The following is a 22156-nucleotide window of genomic DNA, read 5'->3' as shown; positions in this document are numbered from 1 at the left end:
AGTGACGTAACACCAGGCAGCCCAAGCCGGATCCCGAAGCATGGGGGGTTCACACCGGGCGCTGTCGGTCGGCGTCCCCGACGCGCGCGGCATGCCGGCCCTGCCGTTCGACGGCGACCTGCTCGACGAGCTGTCCGCGGCGCTCCGGGCCATCGGCTACACCTGCGAGTCGCACCTCGGGCTGCCCAGCGCCGACCTCGGCGCAACGGTCAGGCGGAGCTTCGGCGACGAGGGCGTCCGGCTCGTGCACGTGATCGGGCACGGCAGGGAGTCCCGCACCGACGCGCTGTTCATGCTGGGCAGCGACGGCGAGCAGCACAGGGACTCCGACGTCTCCCAGTGGCTGAGCGAGCTGGAGAACCTCCCGGGCGACAGCAGGACGCTGCTGCTCATCGACCTGTGCCACTCGGGGCGGATGGCCAGGCTCCCGTGGCAGCTCAGGCACCTCGACGGCACGTCCAGGACCTGGGTGCTGGCGGCGTGCGCGCAGGAGGAGCGGGCCTACGACGGGCGCTTCACGCGGGCGTTCGTGACGGTGCTCAAGGCGCTCGCGGCCGGCGAGCTGGGCGTGGACCCCTCCGTCCGGTACGTGCCGCTGCAGACGGTCGGCAGGGCCGTGCTGCGCGAGGTCAACCGGCTGCGCGGCAAGGGCTACCGTCAGCACGTGACCGGCAGCGTCATCGACCTGCTCACCGACCCCGACCTGCCGTTCTTCCCCAACCCCCGCTACCGCCCCGAGGGCGAGGGCGTGCGGCTGCGCGAGGCGCTCGACTCCGGCACGGTGCCGTTCCTGGACGAGGGCATCGACCCCGGCGCGCTGCCCGGCCTGGACAGCGGCCTCGACGAGCGGCACTTCGCCGACCGGGCCTCCGGCGGCTCGCTGTCGGGCGCGCTGGTCGGCTCGTTCACCGGCCGCAAGGAGCAGGTCACCACGCTGTCGGCGTGGATCGACGGCCACGGCGGCGGCCGGCTGATGGTCGTCACGGGGAGCGCGGGCTCCGGCAAGTCGGCGCTGCTCGGCGTGATGGTGTGCGCGGCGCACCACGCGCTGAACACGGTGACCCGGCCGCTGTGGGAGCGGGCGTTCCGCGCGCCCGGCGTGGTGGGCGAGCGGTGCTTCGCGGCCGTGCACGCCAGGGAACGCGGCCTGCCCGAGATCGTCGCCTCCCTCGCCAGGCAGCTCGGCCTGCCCGCCGCCACCGGCCCCCGCGAGCTGCTGGCGGCACTGCCCGCGGACCCGCCGCGCCTGCCGGTGATCGTGATCGACGCGCTGGACGAGGCCCGCGACGGCCCCGGGGTGCAGGACGAGCTGGTGCTGCCGCTGGCCGCGAGCGGGCTCGTCCGGCTCGTCGTCGGCGTGCGGAAGTACCGGGAGTACGAGGTGCTCCGGCAGGCGGGCCTCGTCGTCGACCTGGACGAGGTCGAGCCGGACGTCCTGGAGAACGACCTGCACGGCTACGTCACCCACCTGCTGCGCGGCACGCCGCGCTACCGCGGCAGGGGCTCCGTCGTCGGCGGGTTCGCCGACAACGTGGCCCGCGCCCTGACCCGCGACGGCGTGCGGCACGACTGGGGCGAGTTCCTCGTCGCCCGCATCTACACCCGCTCCTTCGCCGAGGGCCCCGAGGAGGTCACGGATCCGCGGGAGGCGGAGCGGCTGGGCGCCGCGGTGCCCCTGACCCTGCCGAAGGTGTTCGAGCACGACCTGGCCGGTGGCTCGCCCGAGCTGCGGACCGTCCTGCACGTGCTCGCGCACGCCCACGGCGACGGCATGCCGGTCAGCGTGCTGGCCAGGATCGCGGGCCTGGCCGACCGGCAGGACGACGTGCGGCGGGCGCTGGAGGCGGGCGGGTTCTACCTCAGGCGTTCGGTGGACTCCGACGGCATGAGCCTGTACCGGCTGTTCCACCAGGGGCTCGCCGACCATCTGAAGAACCGGACGATCCCGGCGGGCGAGGTGCTGGACCGGCTGCTGGGGGAGCCGGGCGGGGAGCGGTGGCAGGCGGCGGAGCCGTACGTGCTGCGTCACGTGGCGCAGCACGCCAGGGACGCCCGCCGGCTGGCGGAGCTGGCGCAGGAGCCCGGCTTCCTCGTCCGCGCCGCCCCCGCCGTCCTGGACCAGTTGGCGGTGCACCTGCCGGCCGGCGTGCTGCGCGACCTGCGCCTCACGGCGGGCGAGCCGCTGCCCGCCAGGCTCGGGGTGCTGGCTCTGGCCCGGCTCAGGGCGGGACAGGAGCCGCCGGCCGAGGGGATGCGCTGGCGGCCCTCCTGGACGCGGGCCGTCCGGTCACACGTGACGCTGCCGTCGCGGATCGAGCGGGTGGCCGCCCTGACGGCGCCCGGCGCCACGGCGGTGCGGTCGATGGCGGCGGTGGAGAAGGACGGCGCCGCCCTCGTCGTCTCCGGGCACGACAGCGGGGTCATCCGCGTCTGGAACCCGTCCACCGGCCGGCTGGTGCACGAGTTCACCGGCCACGTGGGCGCCGTCAACACGTTGCTGCCGGTCGAGATCGACGGCGCCGCGATCGTGGCGTCCGGCGGCGCCGACGACACGTTGCGCCTGTGGAACCTGGACACCCTGCGGCCGTACCGGTACTTCAACCGCCCGCGGGACATCTCCGGCGGCGCCACTCCGGCGCTCATGGCGATGGCGCTGATCGGCCGGGACACGCTGATCACCGGGGGCCGGGCGCGGCCCCTGCAACTGTGGAACCTGCCGCGCTCCTGCTTCGAGCGCGACCACCCGCTGAAGACCGGCCAGGACGTGCTCGGCCTCGCGGTCGCCGGGACGGAGCAGGACGCCATGCTTGCCGTCATGCACGGCGACGGCTCCGTCGTGACCACGCAGAGCCGCGCGGTGGTCGGCGCGCGCGCCATCGTCGCGGCGGTGGTGCGCGGCGTGCCCGTCGTCCTCGTGGGCGACGCGGACGGGCAGGTGCTGGTCCTGACCCTGTTCTGGCTCGACCCCTTCAGCTCGCCGCTGCGGTGCCACACGGGGGAGGTCCACGCCATGGCGGTCGCGAACCGGCCCAACGGGCACATCCTGGTGACCGGAGGCACCGACGGCAGGCTGTGCGTGGTGGACCTGCCGTCGTGGCGGGTGCTCACCACGGTGTCCCCGACGCACTTCGGCGGGGTGAACGCCGTGACGGTCACGTCCGTCGCCGGGGAGCTGACGGCGGTGTCCGGCGGCGACCGGGGCGAGTTGCACGTGTGGCGCGTCGCGGTGTCACCCACCGCCGCGATGCCGGAGCCCGTCCTGGTGCCCGCCGGGCGGGACTGGCGGCTGATCGCGGAGGGGGCGCTGATCTCGCCGGACACCGGCGCGCACCTGGCCGACGCGCCGGACGGGTGGGAGAGCGCCACCGCGTACCCGCTTCTGGGGCGCACCTGGTGGGTGCTGCGGCAAGCAGGCGAGGACGTGCTGTGGGACCCGGAGACGGGCACGGTCACGGGCCCGGTGACGCTCCCGTTCCCCGCGCAGCCGCCCCGCCCGACGCTGCACGTGTGCGACGGTGAGCTGGCGGAGGTCAGGATGGAGACGGACCACGCCGTCGCGGTGCACGCCGTGCCCTCCGGGCGGCGGCTGCGCCCCGAACTGGTCCACGACCGGCCGGTCACGGCCGTCGCCGTGGCCGAGGTCGGTGGGCGGGCGACCCTGTTCACCGGCGGCGACGACGGCCGGGTGCGGATCGTGGACGTGGCGGGCTGGCAGGTCACCGACTCCCTCCACGTCGGCGCGCCCGTCCGCACCCTGCTGGCCTCCTCCGGCGGTCACCTGGTCGTGACGACGGGCGAGCACGAGGCCATCGGCTTTCTCTGGGAGGGACGAAAATGATCATCGGCGTTCACGGCATCGGCAACTACCGCTACTTCCGCGACCACGGCACCGCCGAGGCCGCCAGCGCCGCCATCGGGGCCGACTGGTCGCGCTGGGCCGCCCGGCCGATGTCCGTCGCCTACTACGCCCACCTGCTGCACCGCGGCGTCGCCCAGGGCGAGGACGACGACCCCATGACCCTGGACGACGCCGAGCGCGAGCTGTTCCTGGCCTGGGTGGACGAGCTGCAGGAGACGCCGCAGCGCGCCCAGGGCCCGCTCACGGCGGGGCTCAGGCAGGCGGCCGAATGGCTGACGGAGAACCACGGCGAACGCGCGACCAGGCTGGTCACCAGGTTCGTCAAGGAGGTGGCCGCCTACCTGGAGGACGACCAGCGCGCGGAGGTGACCGAGCTGGTGGCCGGCCAGGTGCGGCGCAGCGGGGCGCGGGTCGTCGTCGCGCACTCGCTGGGCAGCGTGGCCGCCTACGAGACGTTGTGGGCGCATCCCGGCCTGGAGATCGACCTGCTCGTCACCCTGGGCAGCCCGCTCGGCATCCGCTCGGTCATCTTCGACCGCCTCCGGCCCGCCCCGGAGAACGACCTCGGCGCCCGCCCGCCCGGCGTGCGCCGCTGGGTGAACCTGGCCGACGTCGGCGACATCGTGGCGGTGCCCAGGGAGCTGACGCGCCGATTCGCCGGGGTCGAACAGGGCGATCCCCTCACGATCGGACGAATCGACTTCCATCGAGCGAAGGGATACCTCGGCTGCCCGCCTGTGGCGGCCCTCCTGCACCTTTAGGCTGGTCGCGTGCTCGCCGTGATCCGATACACCGTTCCAGAGTCCCAGTCCCAAGACTTCGTCAAGCAGGGCCACGCCATCCTCGACACGTTCGCCACCCAGCCGGGCTACCAGCGGGGCCGGCTGGCCAGGTCGGTGGACGAGCCGAACCTGTGGGCGCTGGTCACGGAGTGGGAGGGCGCCGGCTTCTACCGCAGGGCGCTGTCGGCCGCCCGAATGGTGATGTATCCCCTGATGATTCTGATGCTCAACGAGCCCAGTGCGTACGAGGACGTCTACACCCGGGACGGGGCGTAGCATTACTCGCGCGCGAGAGCGGGTGCCGTCCCCTAAGCTGGGATCTCACCAATTTCCCTCGCCGACCTCCAGCCGGAAAGAGAATCAACCAAAATGGCACGACGCACCGACGTCATGGACACCATCGTCAGCCTCGCCAAGCGCCGCGGGCTCGTCTACCCGTCGAGCGAGATCTACGGCGGACTGCGCGCGTCGTGGGACTACGGTCCTCTGGGCGTCGAGCTGAAGAACAACGTCAAGCGGCAGTGGTGGCTGTCGATGGTCCAGTCGCGCGACGACGTGGTGGGCCTCGACTCCTGCGTCATCCTGGCGCCCGAGGTGTGGCGGGCCAGCGGCCACGTCGAGACCTTCACCGACCCGCTGACCGAATGCCTGTCCTGCCACAAGCGCTTCCGGGCCGACCACCTGACGGAGGCGTACGAGGAGAAGAACGGCAAGGCGCCCGAGGCGGGCCTGGCCGACATCACCTGCCCCAACTGCGGCAACAAGGGCACCTTCACCGAGCCCCGGCAGTTCAGCGGCCTCCTCAAGACCTTCCTCGGCCCGGTCGAGGACGAGTCGGGCCTGGCCTACCTGCGGCCCGAGACCGCGCAGGGCATCTTCATCAACTACCTCAACGTGCAGCAGTCGGCCCGCAAGAAGATCCCGTTCGGCATCGGCCAGCAGGGCAAGTCGTTCCGCAACGAGATCACGCCGGGCAACTTCATCTTCCGCACCCGCGAGTTCGAGCAGATGGAGATGGAGTTCTTCGTCAAGCCCGGCACCGACGAGGAGTGGCACCAGTACTGGATCGACGAGCGCTTCCGCTGGTACTCCGACCTGGGCATCAACAAGGACAACCTGCGGCTCTACGAGCACCCCAAGGACAAGCTGTCCCACTACTCCAAGCGCACCGTCGACATCGAGTACCGCTTCAACTTCGCCGGCTCGGAGTGGGGTGAGCTCGAAGGCATCGCCAACCGCACCGACTTCGACCTGACCTCCCACTCCAAGGCCTCCGGCGTCGACCTCAGCTTCTTCGAGCAGGAGAGCGGGGAGCGTTACGTCCCCTACGTCATCGAGCCGGCAGCCGGTGTCGACCGGGCCACTCTGACGTTCCTGCTCGACGCCTACACCGAGGACGAGGCGCCCAACGCCAAGGGCGTCATGGAGAAGCGCACGGTCATGCGGCTCGACCACCGGCTCGCGCCGGTCAAGGCCGCGGTGCTGCCGCTGTCGCGCAACGCCGACCTGTCGCCGAAGGCCCGCGACCTGGCGGCGCGGCTCCGCCGCCGGTGGAACGTCGAGTTCGACGACGCGGGCGCGATCGGCCGCCGCTACCGGCGCCAGGACGAGATCGGCACGCCGTTCTGCATCACGGTCGACTTCGACACGCTGGAAGACCAGGCCGTGACGATCCGCGAGCGCGACACGATGGCACAGGAGCGCATCTCGATCGACGCCGCGGAGCAGTATCTTCGCCAGCACCTCAACGACTGATGTTCGTTTGAGACGGGCTGCTCTTCGGGAGTGACGCGCGTGTGAAGCGGGCTGCTCCTCAGGAGCAGCCCGTTTTTTTGTTACGGCAAGCCGCCCCCACCCCACCCGCCGTCCCGCGCTGACGGCCCTCCAGGGGGACGCTCCGCCGCCTCACCGCCACCTCGCCGTGACGCGCGCAACGCTGGCCGTTCGCGTGGTCATTCGGCCCCCGTCACCATCTGGTTGAAGTTTGTCCGGATGTGGCCGTCGTGATTGACAAGCCCCCCGCATACGCGGACATTGCGGGCACATCCATAGCAGCACTCGGGGGCTTCAATCTCGGAGGCGCGATGAAGCGCACGTTGATCATGTTCGCGAGCACACTCCTGTTACTCGGCTCCTTCGCGATCCCTCCTGCCTCGGCGAAGCCGAAGCCGGCGGGCCCGGACGGGGTCTTCGTCTATACCGGCGAACTGACCGCCGACCAGATGGCCACCCTGGTGGCGTCCGGCGTGGACCGCGAGGAGATGCGGGTCGTCAACCGGGCGGACGGCAAGGTGACCGTCGAGGTCATCCTCGCCTCCGCGCTGGCCGACCGCCTCGCCGCGCAGGGGGTCACCCTCACCACGCAGGCGTCCAGCGCCCGCGCGGCACAGCAGGCCGACGGGGTGTTCAAGAGGTACGCCGGCGCGGGTGGCATCCGCGAGGAGATCATCGCCTGGGCCAACGCCAAGCCGGGCATCGCCAAGGTCGTCGATCTCGGCAACAGCATCAACGGCACGCCGATCACCGCGATCAAGGTGACCAAGGACGCCCGCAAGGTGCGTGACGGCAGCCGCAAGGCCATCCTCTACTCGGCCGCCCAGCACGCGCGGGAGTGGATCACGCCCGAGATGGTGCGGCGGCTGCTGAACCACTTCCTCACCGGCTACGGGAGCAACGCCGAGCTGACCCAGCTCGTCAACACCACCGAGCTGTGGTTCCTGCCGGTCGCCAACCCCGACGGCTACGACTACACCTTCACCGACGGCAACCGCCTGTGGCGCAAGAACCTGCGCGACAACGACGGTGACGGGCAGATCACCAGCAACGACGGAGTGGACCCGAACCGCAACTTCGCCTACAAGTGGCGTTACGACGACGAGGGCTCCTCCAGCCTGTTCTCCAGCCAGACCTACCGCGGCGCGGCCGCGCAGTCGGAGCCGGAGACCGTGGCCTACGACAACCTGACCAAGCGGGTGAAGTTCACCTACCTGATCAACTACCACTCGGCCGCCATGCTGCTCCTGTACGGGATCAGCTGGCAGCAGGCCACCCCGGCCCCCGACGACCTGATCTTCGAGGCCATGCTGGGCGACGACGCCACCCCGGCCGTCCCGACGTACGACCCGGACATCGGCGCCGAGCTCTACACCACCAACGGCGACACCGACGGGCACACGACGAACGTGCGCGGCGCCCTGTCCATCACGCCCGAGATGTCCACGTGCGAGGCGGCGGCGGCGAAGTACCCGGACGACGAGTGGACGGAGGAGACCTGCGCCGGCGGGCTCGGGTTCACCTTCCCCGACGACGAGCGGCTGATCCAGGAGGAGTTCCTGATGAACGTCCCCCTGGCCGTCGCCGCCGCCAAGTCGGTGCAGACGCCGGACAGGCCGGTCTCCGTGATCGGGCGCACGGTGCCCGACTTCAGGCCGGACTCCTTCAGCGTCTCCTACGGCGACCCGCAGCCGGTGGCGGTCATCGCCCGCCGCTCGCTGGGCGCCAAGGCGCTGCGTTACCGCATCAACGGCGGCCCCGTGCAGACCAGGTCCGTGAGCGAGTGGCAGGGCGGTGAGCGGTACGGCGACGAGAACGACCTGTACTTCGCCGAGTACCGCGGCACCGTGAGCGGCGCCAGACCCGGCGACAAGGTGGAGGTCTGGTTCACCGGCTTCAAGGCGGGCACCGGGACCGTCTCCAGCAGCCGCTTCACCTACACGCTGGCCAAGGACTCCTCGGCCAAGGTGCTGGTGGTGGCCAACGAGGACTACACGGGCTTCAACCCGGACTACCCGCCCACCGTGACCGCGCCCAAGTACACCGCCACCTACCAGCAGGCGCTGAGGACGGCCGGGTACAACTCGGAGACGTGGGACGTGGACGCCCAGGGCGTGCCGCACCACCTCGGCGTGCTGTCGCACTTCAAGGGCCTGGTGTGGGAGCTGGGCGACAACCGGCTGTCCATGGACCAGCAGGACGTCGTCACCGTGACGCCGCTCGGCAACCTGCCCGACGCCGACGTCAAACGGTCGCAGCAGGACCTGACCATCGCCGTCCGCGACTACCTCAACGAGGGCGGCAAACTCCTCTACACCGGCGAGACGGCCGCGTACTACGGCATTCTCGACACCATCGTCGGCGGCATCTACTACGGCATCGACGGCAACCCGGACGGCGACTGCGTGGTCACCACCATCTCGGGCCTGTTCGACGAGTGCCTGCTGCTGGCCGACGACTTCACGCAGTACTACATGGGCGTCGGCGGGCGCATCCCGCGCGCCGACCCCAGCGGCTTCACCGGCACCGGCCCGCTGGCCGGCACCAGCGGCACGTTCGGCGGCCCCGCGCTGGCGGACAACCCGCTGAACGAGGCAGGCGTGCTGATCCCGATGGGCACGGACTTCCCGCGCTTCACCGGCACGCCGGCCGCCGACTACCAGCTCGGCACGCCGGGGCCGTTCGACCCGATCGAAGGGCAGTGGTACGTCGCCGGGCCGCACGCCGACGACTCGTACATGCGGCTGACCAGGACGATCAACCTGGGCGCCGTGACGGCGGCGCAGCAGCCGCAACTGGCCTTCCAACTGTCCTTCGACACCGAGCCCGGCTATGACAACGTCATCGTCGAGGCCCACACCGTCGGGCAGGACAACTGGACCACGCTGCCGGACCTCAACGGCGGCACCGACACCGGTGTCCCGACGGAGTGCGAGGCCGGGTTCTACGTGGAGGAGCACCCGTGGCTCCTGCACTACCTGACGCCTGGCAACCCGTGCACGCCGACCGGCACCTCCGGCTCGTGGAACCGGTTCACCGGCGACTCGGGCGGCTGGCAGCAGGTGGCCTTCGACCTGTCCCCGTACGCGGGACAGCAGGTCGAGGTGTCGATCAGCTACGTGACCGACCCCGGCACCGGCGGGGTGGGCGCGTTCGTGGACGACACCCGGATCCTCGTGGGCGGCACCGCCACCGAGCCCGAGGGCTTCGAGACCGGGCTCGGCGCGTGGGCCATCCCCGGCCCGCCGGCGGGCAGCCCGACCGGCGCCGGCGACTTCGCCCGCGACCAGGCCGACACCACGGCGGCCGTGACCACCAGGGACACGGTGCTGCTGGGCTTCGGGCTGGAGCAGGTCGGCAGCGCCGCTGAGCGGAGCGCGACCCTGCGCAAGGCGATGCGGTTCCTGATCGGCTGAGCACCGCACCGCATAAACGACGGCCACCCCCTGCGCGGGGTGGCCGTCTTCATGCCAGGTGGCGCTCGAACCAGTCCAGGACGCGCTCGTACGCCTGCGCCGCCGCCTCCGCGTCGTACCGGGGCCCGGTGTCGTTGAAGAAGGCGTGCCCCACCCCGGGGAACGTCACCAGCTCGTGCGTCAGCCCCGCCTTCGTCAGGGCGGCCTCGGCGGCGTCCCTGGTGGCGTTGACCCGGGCGTCCTGCTCGCCGTAGATCCCGAGCACGGCCGCCTTCGTCCCCGCGAAGTCGGCGTCGTCCGGCAGCGGCCCGTAGAAGGGCACGGCGGCCGACAGGCGCGGCTCCGCCGACGACAGCATCAGCCAGGTCATGCCGCCGCCGAAGCAGAAGCCCATCATGGCGAGCTTCGCCTCCCCGGCCCGCCTGGCCAGCTCGCCCACCGCCGCCTTCATGTCGGCCACGAACCGGGCGTCGTCGATCTCGCCGAGCTTGGCCGTGGCCTGCGCGCTGTCGGCGAACGTCGCGGTGCCGCCCTCGCGGGAGAGCAGGTCGAGCGCCAGGGCGGAGTAGCCGCTGGCGGCCAGGCGGCCGGCGACCGAGCGGATGTGGTCGGTCAGGCCGCGGTTCTCGTGGATCACCAGCACCGCGCCCTTCGGGTCCGCGGCCTGCGCCCAGGCGGCCTGCAGCGTCGTGCCCTCGGGCCCGGCGAACGTGATCGGCTCCGTCGGCAGCGGCGACGGCCCCGCCGGGCTCGCCGAGGGGGCAGGCGTGGTGGCGGCCGGAGCCGACGTGGTGGGTGCCGCGGGCTCGGGCGGCGCGCCGCAGGCCGCGAGGAGGGCCGTGGCGGCGGGCAGGCCCAGGCCGAGCAGCGCGAGCCGCCGCAGCGCTTCGCGGCGGGGGATCAGGCCGTCCACGTGGTCGTGGGCGACCTCTTCTGCGAGATAGCGCTGGATGGGCGTCATGCCGGAGGTCTAACCCCATCCACCGAAAAACCGTGTAAAGGCGGCGGTTACGCGGGTTTTCGCGGTGACTTGATGAAGTGCGTAGCAAGCCGATACGAGGGACGAGGAATTCATGCGTACATCACGTTTCGCTCTTGTGTTGCTCGCCGCCGGCGGGCTGCTCATGACCGCGAGCGCCGCGTTCGCCGACCCGGAGCCGACCGCTCTGGAGCTGCGCGTCGTCGTGGACGACTGCCACCACGGGAGCGTGCAGCCGTGACCGACCCCGCACTGCTCGAACGGGCCCTGTTCGAGGTCAAAAGGGTGATCGTCGGACAGGACCACATGGTCGAGCGGCTGCTCGTGGCGGTGCTCGCCAAGGGGCACTGCCTGCTCGAAGGAGTCCCCGGCATCGCCAAGACGCTGGCCGCCGAGACCACCGCCAAGGTGGTCGGGGGGACGTTCGCCCGCATCCAGTTCACGCCCGACCTGGTGCCGTCCGACATCGTCGGCACCAGGATCTACCGGCCCTCCACCGAGTCGTTCGACGTCGAGCTCGGGCCCGTCATGGTGAACCTGCTGCTCGCCGACGAGATCAACAGGGCGCCCGCGAAGGTGCAGTCGGCGCTGCTGGAGATCATGGCCGAGCGCCAGGTCAGCATCGGCGGCGTCACCTACGAGGTGCCCAGGCCGTTCCTGGTGCTGGCCACCCAGAACCCGATCGAGTCGGAAGGCGTCTACCACCTGCCCGAGGCGCAGCGCGACCGCTTCCTCATGAAGATCGACGTCGACTATCCCAGCGAATCGGAGGAGCTGGCGATCGTCTACCGGATGAGCGTCGACCCGCCGTCGCCGCAGGGCGTCCTCGACCCGGCGCGGGTGGTCGCGCTGCAACGCAGGGCCCAGGAGGTCTTCGTGCACCACGCGGTCGCCGAGTACGCCGTCCGCCTCGTCTACGCCACCCGCGACCCCGACCGGTACGGGGTGCCCGACGTCGGGCGGCTGCTGGCGTTCGGCGCCAGCCCCAGGGCGACGCTCGGCCTGCTGGCGGCCGGCCGGGCGCTGGCGCTGCTGCGGGGGCGCGACTACGTGCTGCCCGAGGACGTACGGGACCTGGCGCACGACGTCATGGCACACCGGCTGGTGCTGTCCTTCGACGCGCTGGCCGACGGGGTGATGCCGCGCCAGATCGTGGACCGGGTGCTGGCGGCCGTGCCGCTGCCCGTCATCGCCCCCAGCCAGGAGACCCAGCCCTACGACACCCGGCAGGACGCGGTGGCATGAAGCCGTACCTGATCGCCGAGCCCGCGCTGCGCAGGCTCGAACTGACCATCACCAGGAGGCTGGATGGGCTGCTCCAGGGCGAACACCTCGGCCTGGTGCCAGGTCCGGGCAGCGAACCGGCGGAGTCCAGGCCGTACCAGCCGGGCGACGACGTGCGGCGGATGGACTGGAACGTCACCGCCCGCACGAACGAGCCGCACGTCCGCGACCTCGTCGCCGACCGGGAGCTGGAGATCTGGGCGCTGCTCGACGCCACCGCCAGCATGGACTTCGGGACCGCGGCGATGGAGAAGCGGGAGCTGGCCCTGTCCGCCCTGGCCGCGGCCGGCTTCCTCACCCAGCGGACGGGCAACCGCATCGGCGCCCACCTGCTGCACGGCGGCGGCGTCAGGACGCTGCCCGCCAGGACGGGCCGGCCGCACCTGATGGCGCTGCTCCAGGCGGCGTTCGCGCTGCCCCGCACCCCGCCAGGGGTGGCCGAGCCGCTGCTCGGCGTGGCGGCCGAGCAACTCGGCCGGGTGGTACGGCGCCGCGGCCTGGTCGTGGTCGTGTCGGACTTCCTCGACTCCCCCGAGACCTGGGAGCCGCCGCTGCGCCGGCTCACCGCCCGGCACCAGGTGCTGGCCGTGGAGGTGCTCGACCCGCGCGAGCTGACCCTGCCCGACGTGGGGATCCTGACGCTGGTCGACCCGGAGACGGGGCGGCGGCGCGAGGTCGCCACCGGCAACGCCCGGCTGCGCCGCCGGTACGCCGAGGCCGCTTCTGAGCAGCGGGACGCCATCGGGCGGGCGCTGCGCCGGGCCGGGGCCACCCATCTGCGGCTGCGTACCGACCGGGACTGGGTGCGCGACCTGGTCAAGCACGTCATGCGCCAGCGCCGCCTGGCCACCCTGGCGGCCAGCCCGCCCGCGCATCCACCCGCGCATCCACCCGCGCATCCACCCGCGCGTCCGCCTGCGAGCCCGCCGGCGCATCCACCTGCCCATCCACCTGCCCATCCACCCACGGGAGGAGGTGACGTGGCGTGACCCTCATCGCGCCCGTCTGGCTGCTGCTGCTCATCCCGGTGGCCCTGCTCGCGCTCACCTACGTCGTCATGGCGCTGCGCTCCAGAACCGCCTACGCCGTCCGCTTCACCAACCTCGACCTGCTCGACAAGGTCGCGCCGAGGCGGCCGGGATGGCGCAGGCACGTGCCCGCGGCGGCGCTGCTGCTCATGTTCGCCCTGCTCGTGGTGGGGTTCGCCCGCCCGACGGCCGAGGTGCGGGTGCCGCGCGAACGGGCGACGATCATGGTGGCGTTCGACGTGTCGGCGTCCATGGGCGCCACCGACGTGTCGCCGAACCGGTTCGAGGCGGCCAAGCAGGCGGCCAGGCAGTTCGTCCAGGGGCTGCCCGAGCGGTTCAACCTGGGCCTGGTGTCGTTCTCGTCCGCCGCGTCCGTCGCCGTGCCGCCCACCACGGACCGGCCGGCGGTGATGAGCGCGCTCGACCGGCTCGGCATGGACTCGGGCACCGCCATCGGCGAGGCCGTCTTCTCCTCGCTGGAGGCCATCGCCGCGCTCGACTCGGAGGAGGAGGCGCCTCCCGCGCACATCGTGCTGCTGTCCGACGGCTCCAACACGACCGGCCGCACGGTGACCGACGCGGCGGCCGAGGCGTCCTCGCGCGGCGTCCCGGTCACCACCATCGCCTACGGCACGCCGGACGGCACCATCAGCCTGTCGGGCCGCGAGGTGCAGGTGCCGGTGGACGGGCCCGCGCTGCGCGGCCTGGCCGAGTCGGCGGGCGGCGGCTTCTACGAGGCGGCCAGCGGCGACGAGCTGCAGGCGGTCTACGAGGACATCGGCACGTCGGTCGGCTACCGCACCGAGCGGCAGGAGGTCTGGCAGTGGTTCGTGGGGGCGGGGCTGATCTTCGCGCTGATCGCGGCGGCGACGTCGATGTTGTGGTTCTCGAGGCTCCCGTGAGGGGGCTGGGCAGCCCGCGCGGGCCGGAGTTCCGCACGGTGCCGATGGGCGGGCGCGAGGAGGCGCCTCACAGTGCCGCGCCTCAGGGTGCCGCGCCGCCGCTGATCGGGCCGCCGCTGATTGGGCCGCCGCAGCACCACCACCCCGTACCGCGGACTCCCGTCACGCCGCCGCCACCCAGGGGCGGTCGCATCCTGGTGACCGCCGCGCTCGTCGCGGCGCTCACCGGGGCGGCGGCGGGCGTGGCGGGGGCGGCGGGGGCACGGCTCCTCGAAGGGACCGAGCCGGCCCCCGCCGCCGCCCTGCCGAGGGTGGCGCCCGCGCCGTCGGCGAGCCTGGCCGGGCTGAGCGCGACGGCGGCCCGCGTGCTGCCCAGCGTGGTCTCCGTGGAGACGCGCAGCTCGGGCGGCTCCGGCTTCGTCATCGACGACCGCGGGCACATCCTCACCAACGCGCACGTCGTCAGCGGCAGCAGCACGGTGACCGTGGTGCTGCACGACGGCAGCAGGCTGACCGCCCGCGTCGCGGGCGCGGACGACGACGAGGACCTGGCCGTGCTGGAGGTGGACTACCCGCGCGAGCTGACGCCCGCCACGCTCGGCCGCTCCGCGGACCTGTCCGTCGGCGACCAGGTGCTGGCCATCGGCTCGCCGCTGGGCCTGTCCGGGACGGTCACCTCAGGCATCGTCAGCGCCCTGGACAGGGAGGTGCGGCTGGGCGGCTCCCGGCGCACGGCCGTCCAGACCGACGCCTCCATCAACCCGGGCAACTCCGGCGGCCCGCTGGTCAACGCCAGAGGCGAGGTAGTCGGCGTGAACACCGCGATCGCGGCGTCCAGGGGAGGCGGGAACATCGGCATCGGTTTCGCCATCCCCATCGACAGAGCCGCGCCCATCGCGGAACGCATCATCCGAAACTAGGGTCCAGGGCATGCGGCTGCTTGTGGTTGAGGACGAGGAGGACCTGGTCGACGCGCTGCGCGTCGGCCTGGTCCGGGCGGGCTACGCGGTGGACGTCTCCTACGACGCTCCCTCCGCGCACGAGAAGTTGCAGGTCAACACCTACGACCTGGTCCTGCTCGACCTGAACCTGCCGGGCGGCGACGGCTTCCAGCTCTGCCGGGCCGTGCGCGCGGCGGGCCAGGGCGTACGGATCATCATGGTGACCGCCCGCGACCGGCTGGACGACCGCGTCCGCGGCCTGGACGAGGGCGCGGACGACTACCTGGTCAAGCCGTTCGCCTTCCCCGAGCTGCTGGCCAGGGTGCGAGCCCTGCTGCGCAGGGAGGCGGGCGGCGGCACGTCCGTGCTGGAGGTGGGCGGCCTGCGGATCGACACCGCGCGGCTGGAGGTGTCGCTGGACGGCAGGTCGCTGGCGCTCACCCCCAAGGAGTACGGCGTGCTGCACTACCTGATGACCAGGCCCGGCCACGTCGTGTCCACGGAGGAGCTGCTCGAACACGTCTGGGACGAGCACGCGGACCCGTTCACCAGCACCGTCCGCGTCACGGTCGGCAACCTGCGCCGCAAGCTGCAGGAGGACGGCCTGATCGAGACCGTGATCAGCCGCGGCTACCGGCTGAAGGAGCCGACGTGATCCACACCATCCGCTTCCGGATCACCGTCCTGTACTCGGGGCTGCTGTTCGTGCTGGCCACGCTGGTGCTCGGCGGCATCTACTTCGCCGTGTCCAAGACCACCGAGCAGCGCCCGATCACGACCGAGTACGCCAAGACCTACAGCGGCGACCAGTACCTCGGCAAGCGCGAGGTGGTCTTCGTGGAGGAGGTCGAGAACGCGGTCAACGTCAGGACGATGAGCACGCTGCGCGACTTCTCGCTGCTCACGCTGGCCGTCCTGTACGTGGCGAGCCTGGGCATCGGCTGGGTGCTGTCGGGACGGGTGCTGCGGCCCGTCCGGTCGATCACCCGTACGACGGAGGAGATCCAGGCCACCGACCTGAAGCGGCGCATCAAGCTGCACGGCCCGCGCGACGAGCTGAAGGACCTGGCCGACACCATCGACACCATGCTCGCCCGGCTGGAGGAGGCGTTCAGCGCGCAGCGGCAGCTCATCGACGACGCCTCGCACGAGCTGCGCAGCCCGCTGACCATCATCAGGGCCAACGTGGACGCCGTCCTGGCCGCCCCCGACGCCAGCGAGGAGGAGCGGGCCAGGGCCGTGGCCATCGTGGACCGGGCGACGACCCGGATGACCAGGCTCGTGGAGGACCTGCTGGCCACGGCCAGGCGGCAGGGCGCCGCGTTCGCCGACGCCGACCTCGACCTGGCCAGGGTGGTGGGGGAGGCGTGCGAGGAGTACGCCACCCCGGCCGCCGAGCGGGACATCGTGATCACCCGTGAGCTGGAGGCCGGGCTGGACGCGGCGGGCGACGCCGACGCGCTGCGCCGCGCCGTGGCCAACCTGCTGTCCAACGCCGTGCGTCTGTCGCCGTCCGGCGGCCTGATCAGGGCCGGGGCGGGCCGGACGGGCGGCTGGCTGTGGGCGGCGGTCCGCGACGACGGGCCCGGGCTGCGGGAGTCGGACCAGGCGCGGGTGTTCGACCGGTTCTGGCGCGGCGAGGCGAGCCGCAGGGACCGGCACACCGGGCTGGGGCTGGCGATCGTACGGCAGATCGTGGAGTCGCACGGGGGGCGCGTGGCGGTGTTCTCGCGGCTTGGGGAGGGGGCGACGTTCGTGCTGTGGCTGCCGCCCCGCGAGGGCGCGGCGGGCAGCCCGCCCGAGGACAACCCCCTACGCTGAGCGCCGCGTCAGACGGCCCTCGTGGCGCGGAGAGCCGCCGACGCTGACCGCCCGCGTGGTGAGGAGGGCCGCCTACGCCGAGTGCCTCCGGCAGATGGCGCGCGTGGCGAGGAAGGCCACGACGGGCAGGACGAAGACGGCCACCCGCAGCACGGTGACGACCACCCCGTAGGCGTCCGCCGGCATGGTGAGCAGCGCCGGCGGCGCGGCCGGTGGCGGCGGCAGCCCCGGCGCGGAGTGCATGGCGGGCGGCGCCACCGACACCCACGTGCCCGCCCACAGCGTCACGAAGAACGTGATCACCGCGACCCCCAGCGCCGTCCGCACCGGGGCTTGCGACGGCCGGTCCAGCAGGTGGTGGATCTCACGGTCCCCGCTGTAGCGCCGCTCGATGAACGGCCACAGGAACAGCACGCCGAAGAAGCCCAGCAGGATCAGTGGCGGGATCCACAGCCCGGGCTGCAGCACGAACCCGCCGACGGCGATCTCCCACGCGGGCACCAGCCGCTGCGCCCCGTCGAGCACCCCGAAGTACCAGAACGGCTGCGCCGACGGCGGCTGCACGCCCGGCTGGTACGCCCCGTGCTCCCACACCGGGTTGACCCGTACGAACGTGGCCAGCAACGCGATGAAGCCGATCGTGAACAGCGCGGTGGCCCCGTTCTTGACCGCGAAGTACGGGAAGAACGGCCCGCCGGACACCTCGCGCTCGCTGACGGCCGTGGCGCGGCGCTCGGTGTGCTTCTGCCGCCAGGTGAGGATGAGGCCGTGCAGCGGCACCACGGCCAGCAGGATGCCGGGCACCAGCAGCACGTGCAGGGCGAACAGGCGCGGCAGCACCTGGCCGGGGAACTCGCCGTCGAACGTGAACGCCGACAGGTACGTGCCGATCAGCGGCACCGACAGCAGCACCCCCTGCGCCTGCCGCAGCCCCGCCATGGCGAGCTGGTCGGCGGTCAGCGTGAAGCCCAGGAACGCCTCGAACAGCGCCAGCGCGAACAGCAGCACGCCCAGCATCCAGGTCAGCTCCCTGGGCCGCCTGAACGCGCCGGTGAAGAAGACCCGGCACATGTGGGCCACGATCGAGAGCACGAACACCATCGCCGACCAGTGGTGCAGTTGCCGCACCAGCAGCCCGCCGCGCACCTCGAGGCTGAGCTCGACGACCGACTCGTACGCCACGTCCGGGTTCGGCTTGTAGAACAGCGTCAGGAACGTCCCGGTGAGCACGAGCAGCACGAACGAGTACAGCGCCAGCTCACCCAGCAGGAACGACCAGTGGCTGGGGAAGAGCTTGCGGAGCTGGGGCCGCAGCCAGCGTCCGAACGGCAGCCGGTCGTCGAGCCACGTCGCGGAACCGACGGCGGCCTTGGCGGAGCCGACGATGATTCTGGGCTGCCGCTTGGGCTTGGTAGGAGTGGCCATGGGCGCCTCCTGGCGAGGGTGTGATCCGATTGTGCACCTACCTCCCGCCATTCTCAAGAATTGGTGTAAACCAATTGGTCTAATCCAATTTTCGACACATGGGTCGTATAATTGGATTAGACCTCTCATGAGGCTTTGACCAGCACAAATGCCGACTTATACGAGGAGTGCAGTTTCATCATCAATTCCGCCGGTAGAGTCCGGGGCAGAGGCGTTCGAAGGAGCTGTGGTGGCCAAGTACGTTTACGACTTCACCGAGGGCAACAGGAATCTCAAGGATCTTCTTGGCGGTAAGGGTGCCAACCTCGCCGAAATGACCAATCTCGGGCTGCCTGTTCCGCATGGATTCACGATCACCACCGAGGCGTGCCGCCACTACCTGGCGGAAGGCTCCGTGCCGAGCGGGCTGGACCGCGAGGTCGCCCAGCAGCTGACGGCCCTGGAAACGAAGATGGGCAGGAAGCTCGGGCAGGCCGACGACCCGCTGCTCGTGAGCGTGCGCTCGGGGGCGAAGTTCTCCATGCCGGGCATGATGGAGACCGTTCTCAACATCGGGCTCAACGACGAGTCGGTGCACGGCCTGGCCAAGCAGTCGGGCGGCAACGACCGTTTCGCCTGGGACTCCTACCGCAGGCTCATCCAGATGTTCGGCAAGACCGTGCTCGACATCGACGGCGACCTGTTCGAGCGCGCGCTCGACGACCTCAAGGGCCGCCGCCAGGACACCGATCTCGACTCGGGCGAGCTGCAGCAGCTCGTGGAGACGTACAAGGGCATCGTGCGCGAGCAGACCGGCAAGGACTTCCCCGCCGACCCGCGCGAGCAGATGCGCCTGGCCGTCATGGCCGTCTTCGACTCGTGGAACGCCCCGCGCGCCATCCTCTACCGGCGTCAGGAGCGCATCCCCGCCGACCTCGGCACCGCCGTGAACATCATGGCCATGGTCTTCGGCAACTACGGCAACGACTCAGGCACCGGCGTGGCCTTCACCCGCGACCCCGGCTCGGGCCAGCAGGGCATCTACGGCGACTACCTGCAGAACGCGCAGGGCGAGGACGTGGTGGCGGGCATCCGCAACACCATCCCCCTGCAAGACCTCGAACATCTCGACAAGCCGTCCTACGACCAGCTCGTCGGCATCATGGAGACCCTGGAGAACCACTACAGGGACCTGTGCGACATCGAGTTCACCATCGAGCGCGGCAAGCTGTGGATGCTGCAGACGCGCGTCGGCAAGCGCACCCCGGCGGCGGCCTTCTGCATCGCCACCCAGCTCGTCGACCAGGGCCTCATCACCATGGACGAGGCCGTCACCCGCGTCACCGGCGACCAGCTCGCCCAGCTCATGTTCCCCCGCTTCGACGGCGGCGCCGAGAAGAAGAAGATCGCCAAGGGCATGAACGCCTCGCCGGGCGCCGCCGTCGGCAAGGCCGTCTTCTCCTCCGAGCGCGCCGTGGAGCTGGCGGAGCAGGGCGAGGACGTCATCCTCGTCCGCCGCGAGACCAACCCCGACGACCTGGCCGGCATGATCGCCGCCAAGGGCATCCTGACCAGCCGCGGCGGCAAGACCTCACACGCCGCCGTGGTCGCCCGCGGCATGGGCAAGACGTGCGTGTGCGGCGCCGAGGAGCTGGAGGTCCTCACGGCCGAGCGGCGCTTCGTCGCCCCCGGCGGCGTGACGGTCTCCGAAGGCGAGGTCATCTCCATCGACGGCACCACCGGCGAGGTCTTCCTCGGCGAGGTGCCCGTCGTGGACTCCGCCGTCGTCGAGTACTTCGAAGGCGTCACCGAGCCGGAGGACGACCTCGTCAAGGCCGTCGACCGGATCATGAGCCACGCGGACGCCGCCCGCCGCCTCGGCGTGCGCGCCAACGCCGACACCCCCGAGGACGCCGCCCGCGCCCGCCGCTTCGGCGCGCAGGGCATCGGGCTGTGCCGCACCGAGCACATGTTCCTCGGCGAGCGCCGCCAGCTCGTGGAGGACCTGGTGCTCGCCTCCACGGACGACGAACGCCAGACGGCCCTGGACGCCCTGGAGCCCCTCCAGAAGTCCGACTTCATCGGCATATTCCAGGCCATGGACGGCGCCCCCGTCACCATCCGGCTCATCGACCCGCCCCTGCACGAGTTCCTGCCCGACATCGTCGACCTGTCGGTCAAGGCCGCCACCGGCGAGGCCACCGACAAGGACCGCAAGCTCCTGTCGGCCGTCAAGCGCCTGCACGAGCAGAACCCCATGCTCGGCCTGCGCGGCGTCCGCCTCGGCCTGGTCATCCCCGGCCTGTTCGACATGCAGGTCCGCGCCATCGCCCAGGCCGCCGCCGAAGTGCCCGGCGCCCGTCCCGAGATCATGATCCCGCTGGTGGCCGCCGTACAGGAGCTGGAGTCCGTACGCGAGGAGGCCGTCAGGATCCTCGCCTCGACCGGCGTCGAAGCCCTCGTCGGCACCATGATCGAAGTCCCCCGCGCGGCCCTCACCGCCGGCCAGATCGCCGAGGCCGCCGAGTTCTTCTCCTTCGGCACCAACGACCTCACCCAGATGGCCTGGGGCTTCTCCCGCGACGACGTCGAGGCCGCCTTCTTCTCCCGCTACCTCGACCTCGGCATCTTCGGCGTCTCCCCGTTCGAGACCATCGACAGGGAGGGCGTCGGCCGCCTCATCGAGATCGCCGTCCGCGAAGGCCGGGCCGCCCGGCCCGACCTGCACCTCGGCATCTGCGGCGAGCACGGCGGCGACCCCGACTCGGTGCACTTCTGCCACGAGGTGGGGCTCGACTACGTCTCCTGCTCGCCGTTCCGGATCCCGGTGGCGCGGCTGGAGGCCGGCCGCGCGGCCCTCACCCAGTCCGACTCCGACACCCGCTGAGCCCTTCGTCCCCCGGGGCACGCGCCCCGGGGGACGGGCCCTTCGTCCCGCCGCTTCGTCGCACCGCTTCGTCCAGCGCATGACGAACGACGCGGCCGAGCGCGGGCTGGTCGGGTTCGCGCCCGACCCCGCGCACAAGCGCTCCTCCCTCATCCGGCTGACGGAAGCGGGCGAGCGCGCCATCGGCGCCGGCATCGAACGCGAACGGACGGTGCTGCGCCAGATCGGCGGCGGCATCGAGCGCGAACGGACGGTGCTCCGCCAGATCGGCGGCGACCTGACCGAGGCCGAGATCGACGCCTGCCTGCGCGTCCTGTCCGGCCTGCCGCACCTGCTCGACGACACAGGCATGGATTGACGCCACTTTCGCCGCCAGATGGTCTACAGTCGTCCGCCGTGGCCGAATCCTCCTCCTATCTGACCGCGACCGCGGACGCCTACGACGCCGTCGCCGACCTCTACGCCGACCTCACCCGCGACTCGCTCGACAGCCTCCCGCTGGACCGCGCGCTGATCGACGCCTTCGCCGAACTCGTCAGGACCGCCGGGCCCCGCCCCGTCGTCGAGGCCGGCTGCGGGCCGGGCTACCTGACGGCGCACCTGCGCGACCTCGGACTGGACGCCTCCGGCGTCGACCTGTCTCCCGCCCTGCTCGCCATCGCCCGCCGGGACTACCCCGGCCTGCGGTTCGAGCTCGGTTCGATGGGCGATCTGAAGGTGGCCGACGGTGAGCTGGGCGGGCTGCTCTCCTGGTACTCCACCATTCACATCCCGCCGCCGGAACTGCCGCCGTATTTCGCCGAGTTCCGCCGGGTGCTGGCTCCTGGGGGTCTTCTTCTGCTCGGGTTCTTCGAGTCCGAGGGGGATCCGGTGGTGGAGTTCGACCACAAGGTCACGCCCGCCTATCGGTGGCCGATCGACGAGCTGGCCGGTTTGGTGCGTAAGGAAGGGTTCGAGGAGGTGGGCCGGATGTTGCGGGCGCCCACGGAGAATGAGCGGTTCTATCATGGGCGTTTGTTGATGCGCGCTTCATAGGCCCGGGCATCGAATGGCGGGCGGTGCGGCGCGGAACAGCCGCGC

At 71.6% G+C, this 22156-nt stretch carries 17 protein-coding genes; 15 read left to right on the top strand and 2 right to left on the bottom strand.

All coding sequences use genetic code 11. The features are described 5' to 3' along the window. Nucleotides 1–40: 40 nt before the first annotated feature. The 5 genes from ABD331_RS05270 (at nucleotide 41) to ABD331_RS05250 (ending at nucleotide 9830) form a co-directional block, all read left to right on the top strand. The gene (locus tag ABD331_RS05270; RefSeq protein ID WP_344471110.1) at nucleotides 41–3838 is read left to right on the top strand and encodes an AAA family ATPase; all 3798 of its coding nucleotides are present in this window, start codon (nucleotides 41–43) and stop codon (nucleotides 3836–3838) included. Next, nucleotides 3835–4620: an alpha/beta hydrolase family protein gene (locus ABD331_RS05265; protein WP_344471109.1), complete on the top strand. Its 786-nt coding sequence runs from the start codon at nucleotides 3835–3837 to the stop codon at nucleotides 4618–4620. The genes ABD331_RS05270 and ABD331_RS05265 overlap by 4 nt, the downstream gene beginning before the upstream one ends. Before the next feature lie 9 nt (nucleotides 4621–4629). Beyond that, nucleotides 4630–4917, top strand: coding sequence for an antibiotic biosynthesis monooxygenase family protein (locus ABD331_RS05260; RefSeq protein WP_344471108.1), 288 nt, complete (start codon nucleotides 4630–4632; stop codon nucleotides 4915–4917). 93 nt (nucleotides 4918–5010) lie between these two features. Beyond that, nucleotides 5011–6396, top strand: coding sequence for a glycine--tRNA ligase (locus ABD331_RS05255; RefSeq protein ID WP_344471107.1), 1386 nt, complete (start codon nucleotides 5011–5013; stop codon nucleotides 6394–6396). A gap of 329 nt (nucleotides 6397–6725) precedes the next feature. Then, a complete protein-coding gene (locus ABD331_RS05250) occupies nucleotides 6726–9830 on the top strand; it encodes a M14 family metallopeptidase (RefSeq protein WP_344471106.1) in 3105 nt (1034 codons plus the stop codon). 49 nt (nucleotides 9831–9879) lie between these two features. On the opposite strand, the gene ABD331_RS05245 is transcribed toward ABD331_RS05250, so the two are convergent. Beyond that, on the bottom strand, nucleotides 9880–10791 hold the full coding sequence (locus ABD331_RS05245; RefSeq protein WP_344471105.1) for a dienelactone hydrolase family protein: 912 nt from the start codon (nucleotides 10789–10791) through the stop codon (nucleotides 9880–9882). 112 nt (nucleotides 10792–10903) lie between these two features. On the opposite strand from ABD331_RS05245, the gene ABD331_RS05240 reads away from it, so the two are divergent. From ABD331_RS05240 to ABD331_RS05210, 7 genes are read left to right on the top strand one after another with little or no spacing between them, the layout of a single operon-like run. Beyond that, nucleotides 10904–11050: a hypothetical protein gene (locus ABD331_RS05240; protein WP_262379614.1), complete on the top strand. Its 147-nt coding sequence runs from the start codon at nucleotides 10904–10906 to the stop codon at nucleotides 11048–11050. After that, on the top strand, nucleotides 11047–12054 hold the full coding sequence (locus tag ABD331_RS05235; RefSeq protein WP_344471104.1) for an AAA family ATPase: 1008 nt from the start codon (nucleotides 11047–11049) through the stop codon (nucleotides 12052–12054). Before ABD331_RS05240 ends, ABD331_RS05235 begins: the two co-directional genes overlap by 4 nt. Next, nucleotides 12051–13082, top strand: a complete 1032-nt coding sequence (locus ABD331_RS05230) for a DUF58 domain-containing protein (RefSeq protein WP_344471103.1) — start codon at nucleotides 12051–12053, stop codon at nucleotides 13080–13082. The genes ABD331_RS05235 and ABD331_RS05230 overlap by 4 nt, the downstream gene beginning before the upstream one ends. After that, on the top strand, nucleotides 13079–14023 hold the full coding sequence (locus tag ABD331_RS05225) for a VWA domain-containing protein (RefSeq protein ID WP_344471101.1): 945 nt from the start codon (nucleotides 13079–13081) through the stop codon (nucleotides 14021–14023). The genes ABD331_RS05230 and ABD331_RS05225 overlap by 4 nt, the downstream gene beginning before the upstream one ends. Further along, on the top strand, nucleotides 14020–14943 hold the full coding sequence (locus ABD331_RS05220) for a S1C family serine protease (RefSeq protein WP_344471100.1): 924 nt from the start codon (nucleotides 14020–14022) through the stop codon (nucleotides 14941–14943). Before ABD331_RS05225 ends, ABD331_RS05220 begins: the two co-directional genes overlap by 4 nt. 10 nt (nucleotides 14944–14953) lie before the next feature. Beyond that, nucleotides 14954–15619 carry a response regulator transcription factor gene (locus ABD331_RS05215; protein ID WP_344471099.1) on the top strand — a complete coding sequence of 222 codons (666 nt, stop codon included), beginning with the start codon at nucleotides 14954–14956 and terminating at the stop codon, nucleotides 15617–15619. Next, nucleotides 15616–16785, top strand: coding sequence for a sensor histidine kinase (locus ABD331_RS05210; RefSeq protein WP_344471098.1), 1170 nt, complete (start codon nucleotides 15616–15618; stop codon nucleotides 16783–16785). Before ABD331_RS05215 ends, ABD331_RS05210 begins: the two co-directional genes overlap by 4 nt. A gap of 72 nt (nucleotides 16786–16857) precedes the next feature. Here the strand turns inward: ABD331_RS05210 and ABD331_RS05205 are convergent, their stop codons facing one another. Further along, the gene (locus ABD331_RS05205) at nucleotides 16858–18210 is read right to left on the bottom strand and encodes a cytochrome b (RefSeq protein ID WP_344471097.1); all 1353 of its coding nucleotides are present in this window, start codon (nucleotides 18208–18210) and stop codon (nucleotides 16858–16860) included. A 229-nt stretch (nucleotides 18211–18439) separates the two neighbouring features. Here ABD331_RS05205 and ppdK point away from each other — a divergent pair, with 229 nt between their 5' ends. From ppdK to ABD331_RS05190, 3 genes are all read left to right on the top strand, one after another. Further along, nucleotides 18440–21076 (top strand): pyruvate, phosphate dikinase, encoded by a 2637-nt coding sequence (gene ppdK / locus ABD331_RS05200; protein WP_344471096.1) that lies wholly within the window; start codon nucleotides 18440–18442, stop codon nucleotides 21074–21076. Nucleotides 21077–21155: 79 nt separating this feature from the next. Next, the gene (locus ABD331_RS05195; protein ID WP_344471095.1) at nucleotides 21156–21434 is read left to right on the top strand and encodes a hypothetical protein; all 279 of its coding nucleotides are present in this window, start codon (nucleotides 21156–21158) and stop codon (nucleotides 21432–21434) included. A 38-nt stretch (nucleotides 21435–21472) separates the two neighbouring features. Beyond that, a complete protein-coding gene (locus ABD331_RS05190) occupies nucleotides 21473–22111 on the top strand; it encodes a class I SAM-dependent DNA methyltransferase (RefSeq protein ID WP_344471094.1) in 639 nt (212 codons plus the stop codon). Nucleotides 22112–22156: the final 45 nt, after the last annotated feature.

It is taken from the genome of Nonomuraea monospora (assembly GCF_039531895.1).
GTDB lineage: Bacteria > Actinomycetota > Actinomycetes > Streptosporangiales > Streptosporangiaceae > Nonomuraea > Nonomuraea monospora.
The sequence above is the reverse complement of the archived record's forward strand: the minus strand, read 5'-3'. Positions and strand labels throughout refer to the sequence as shown.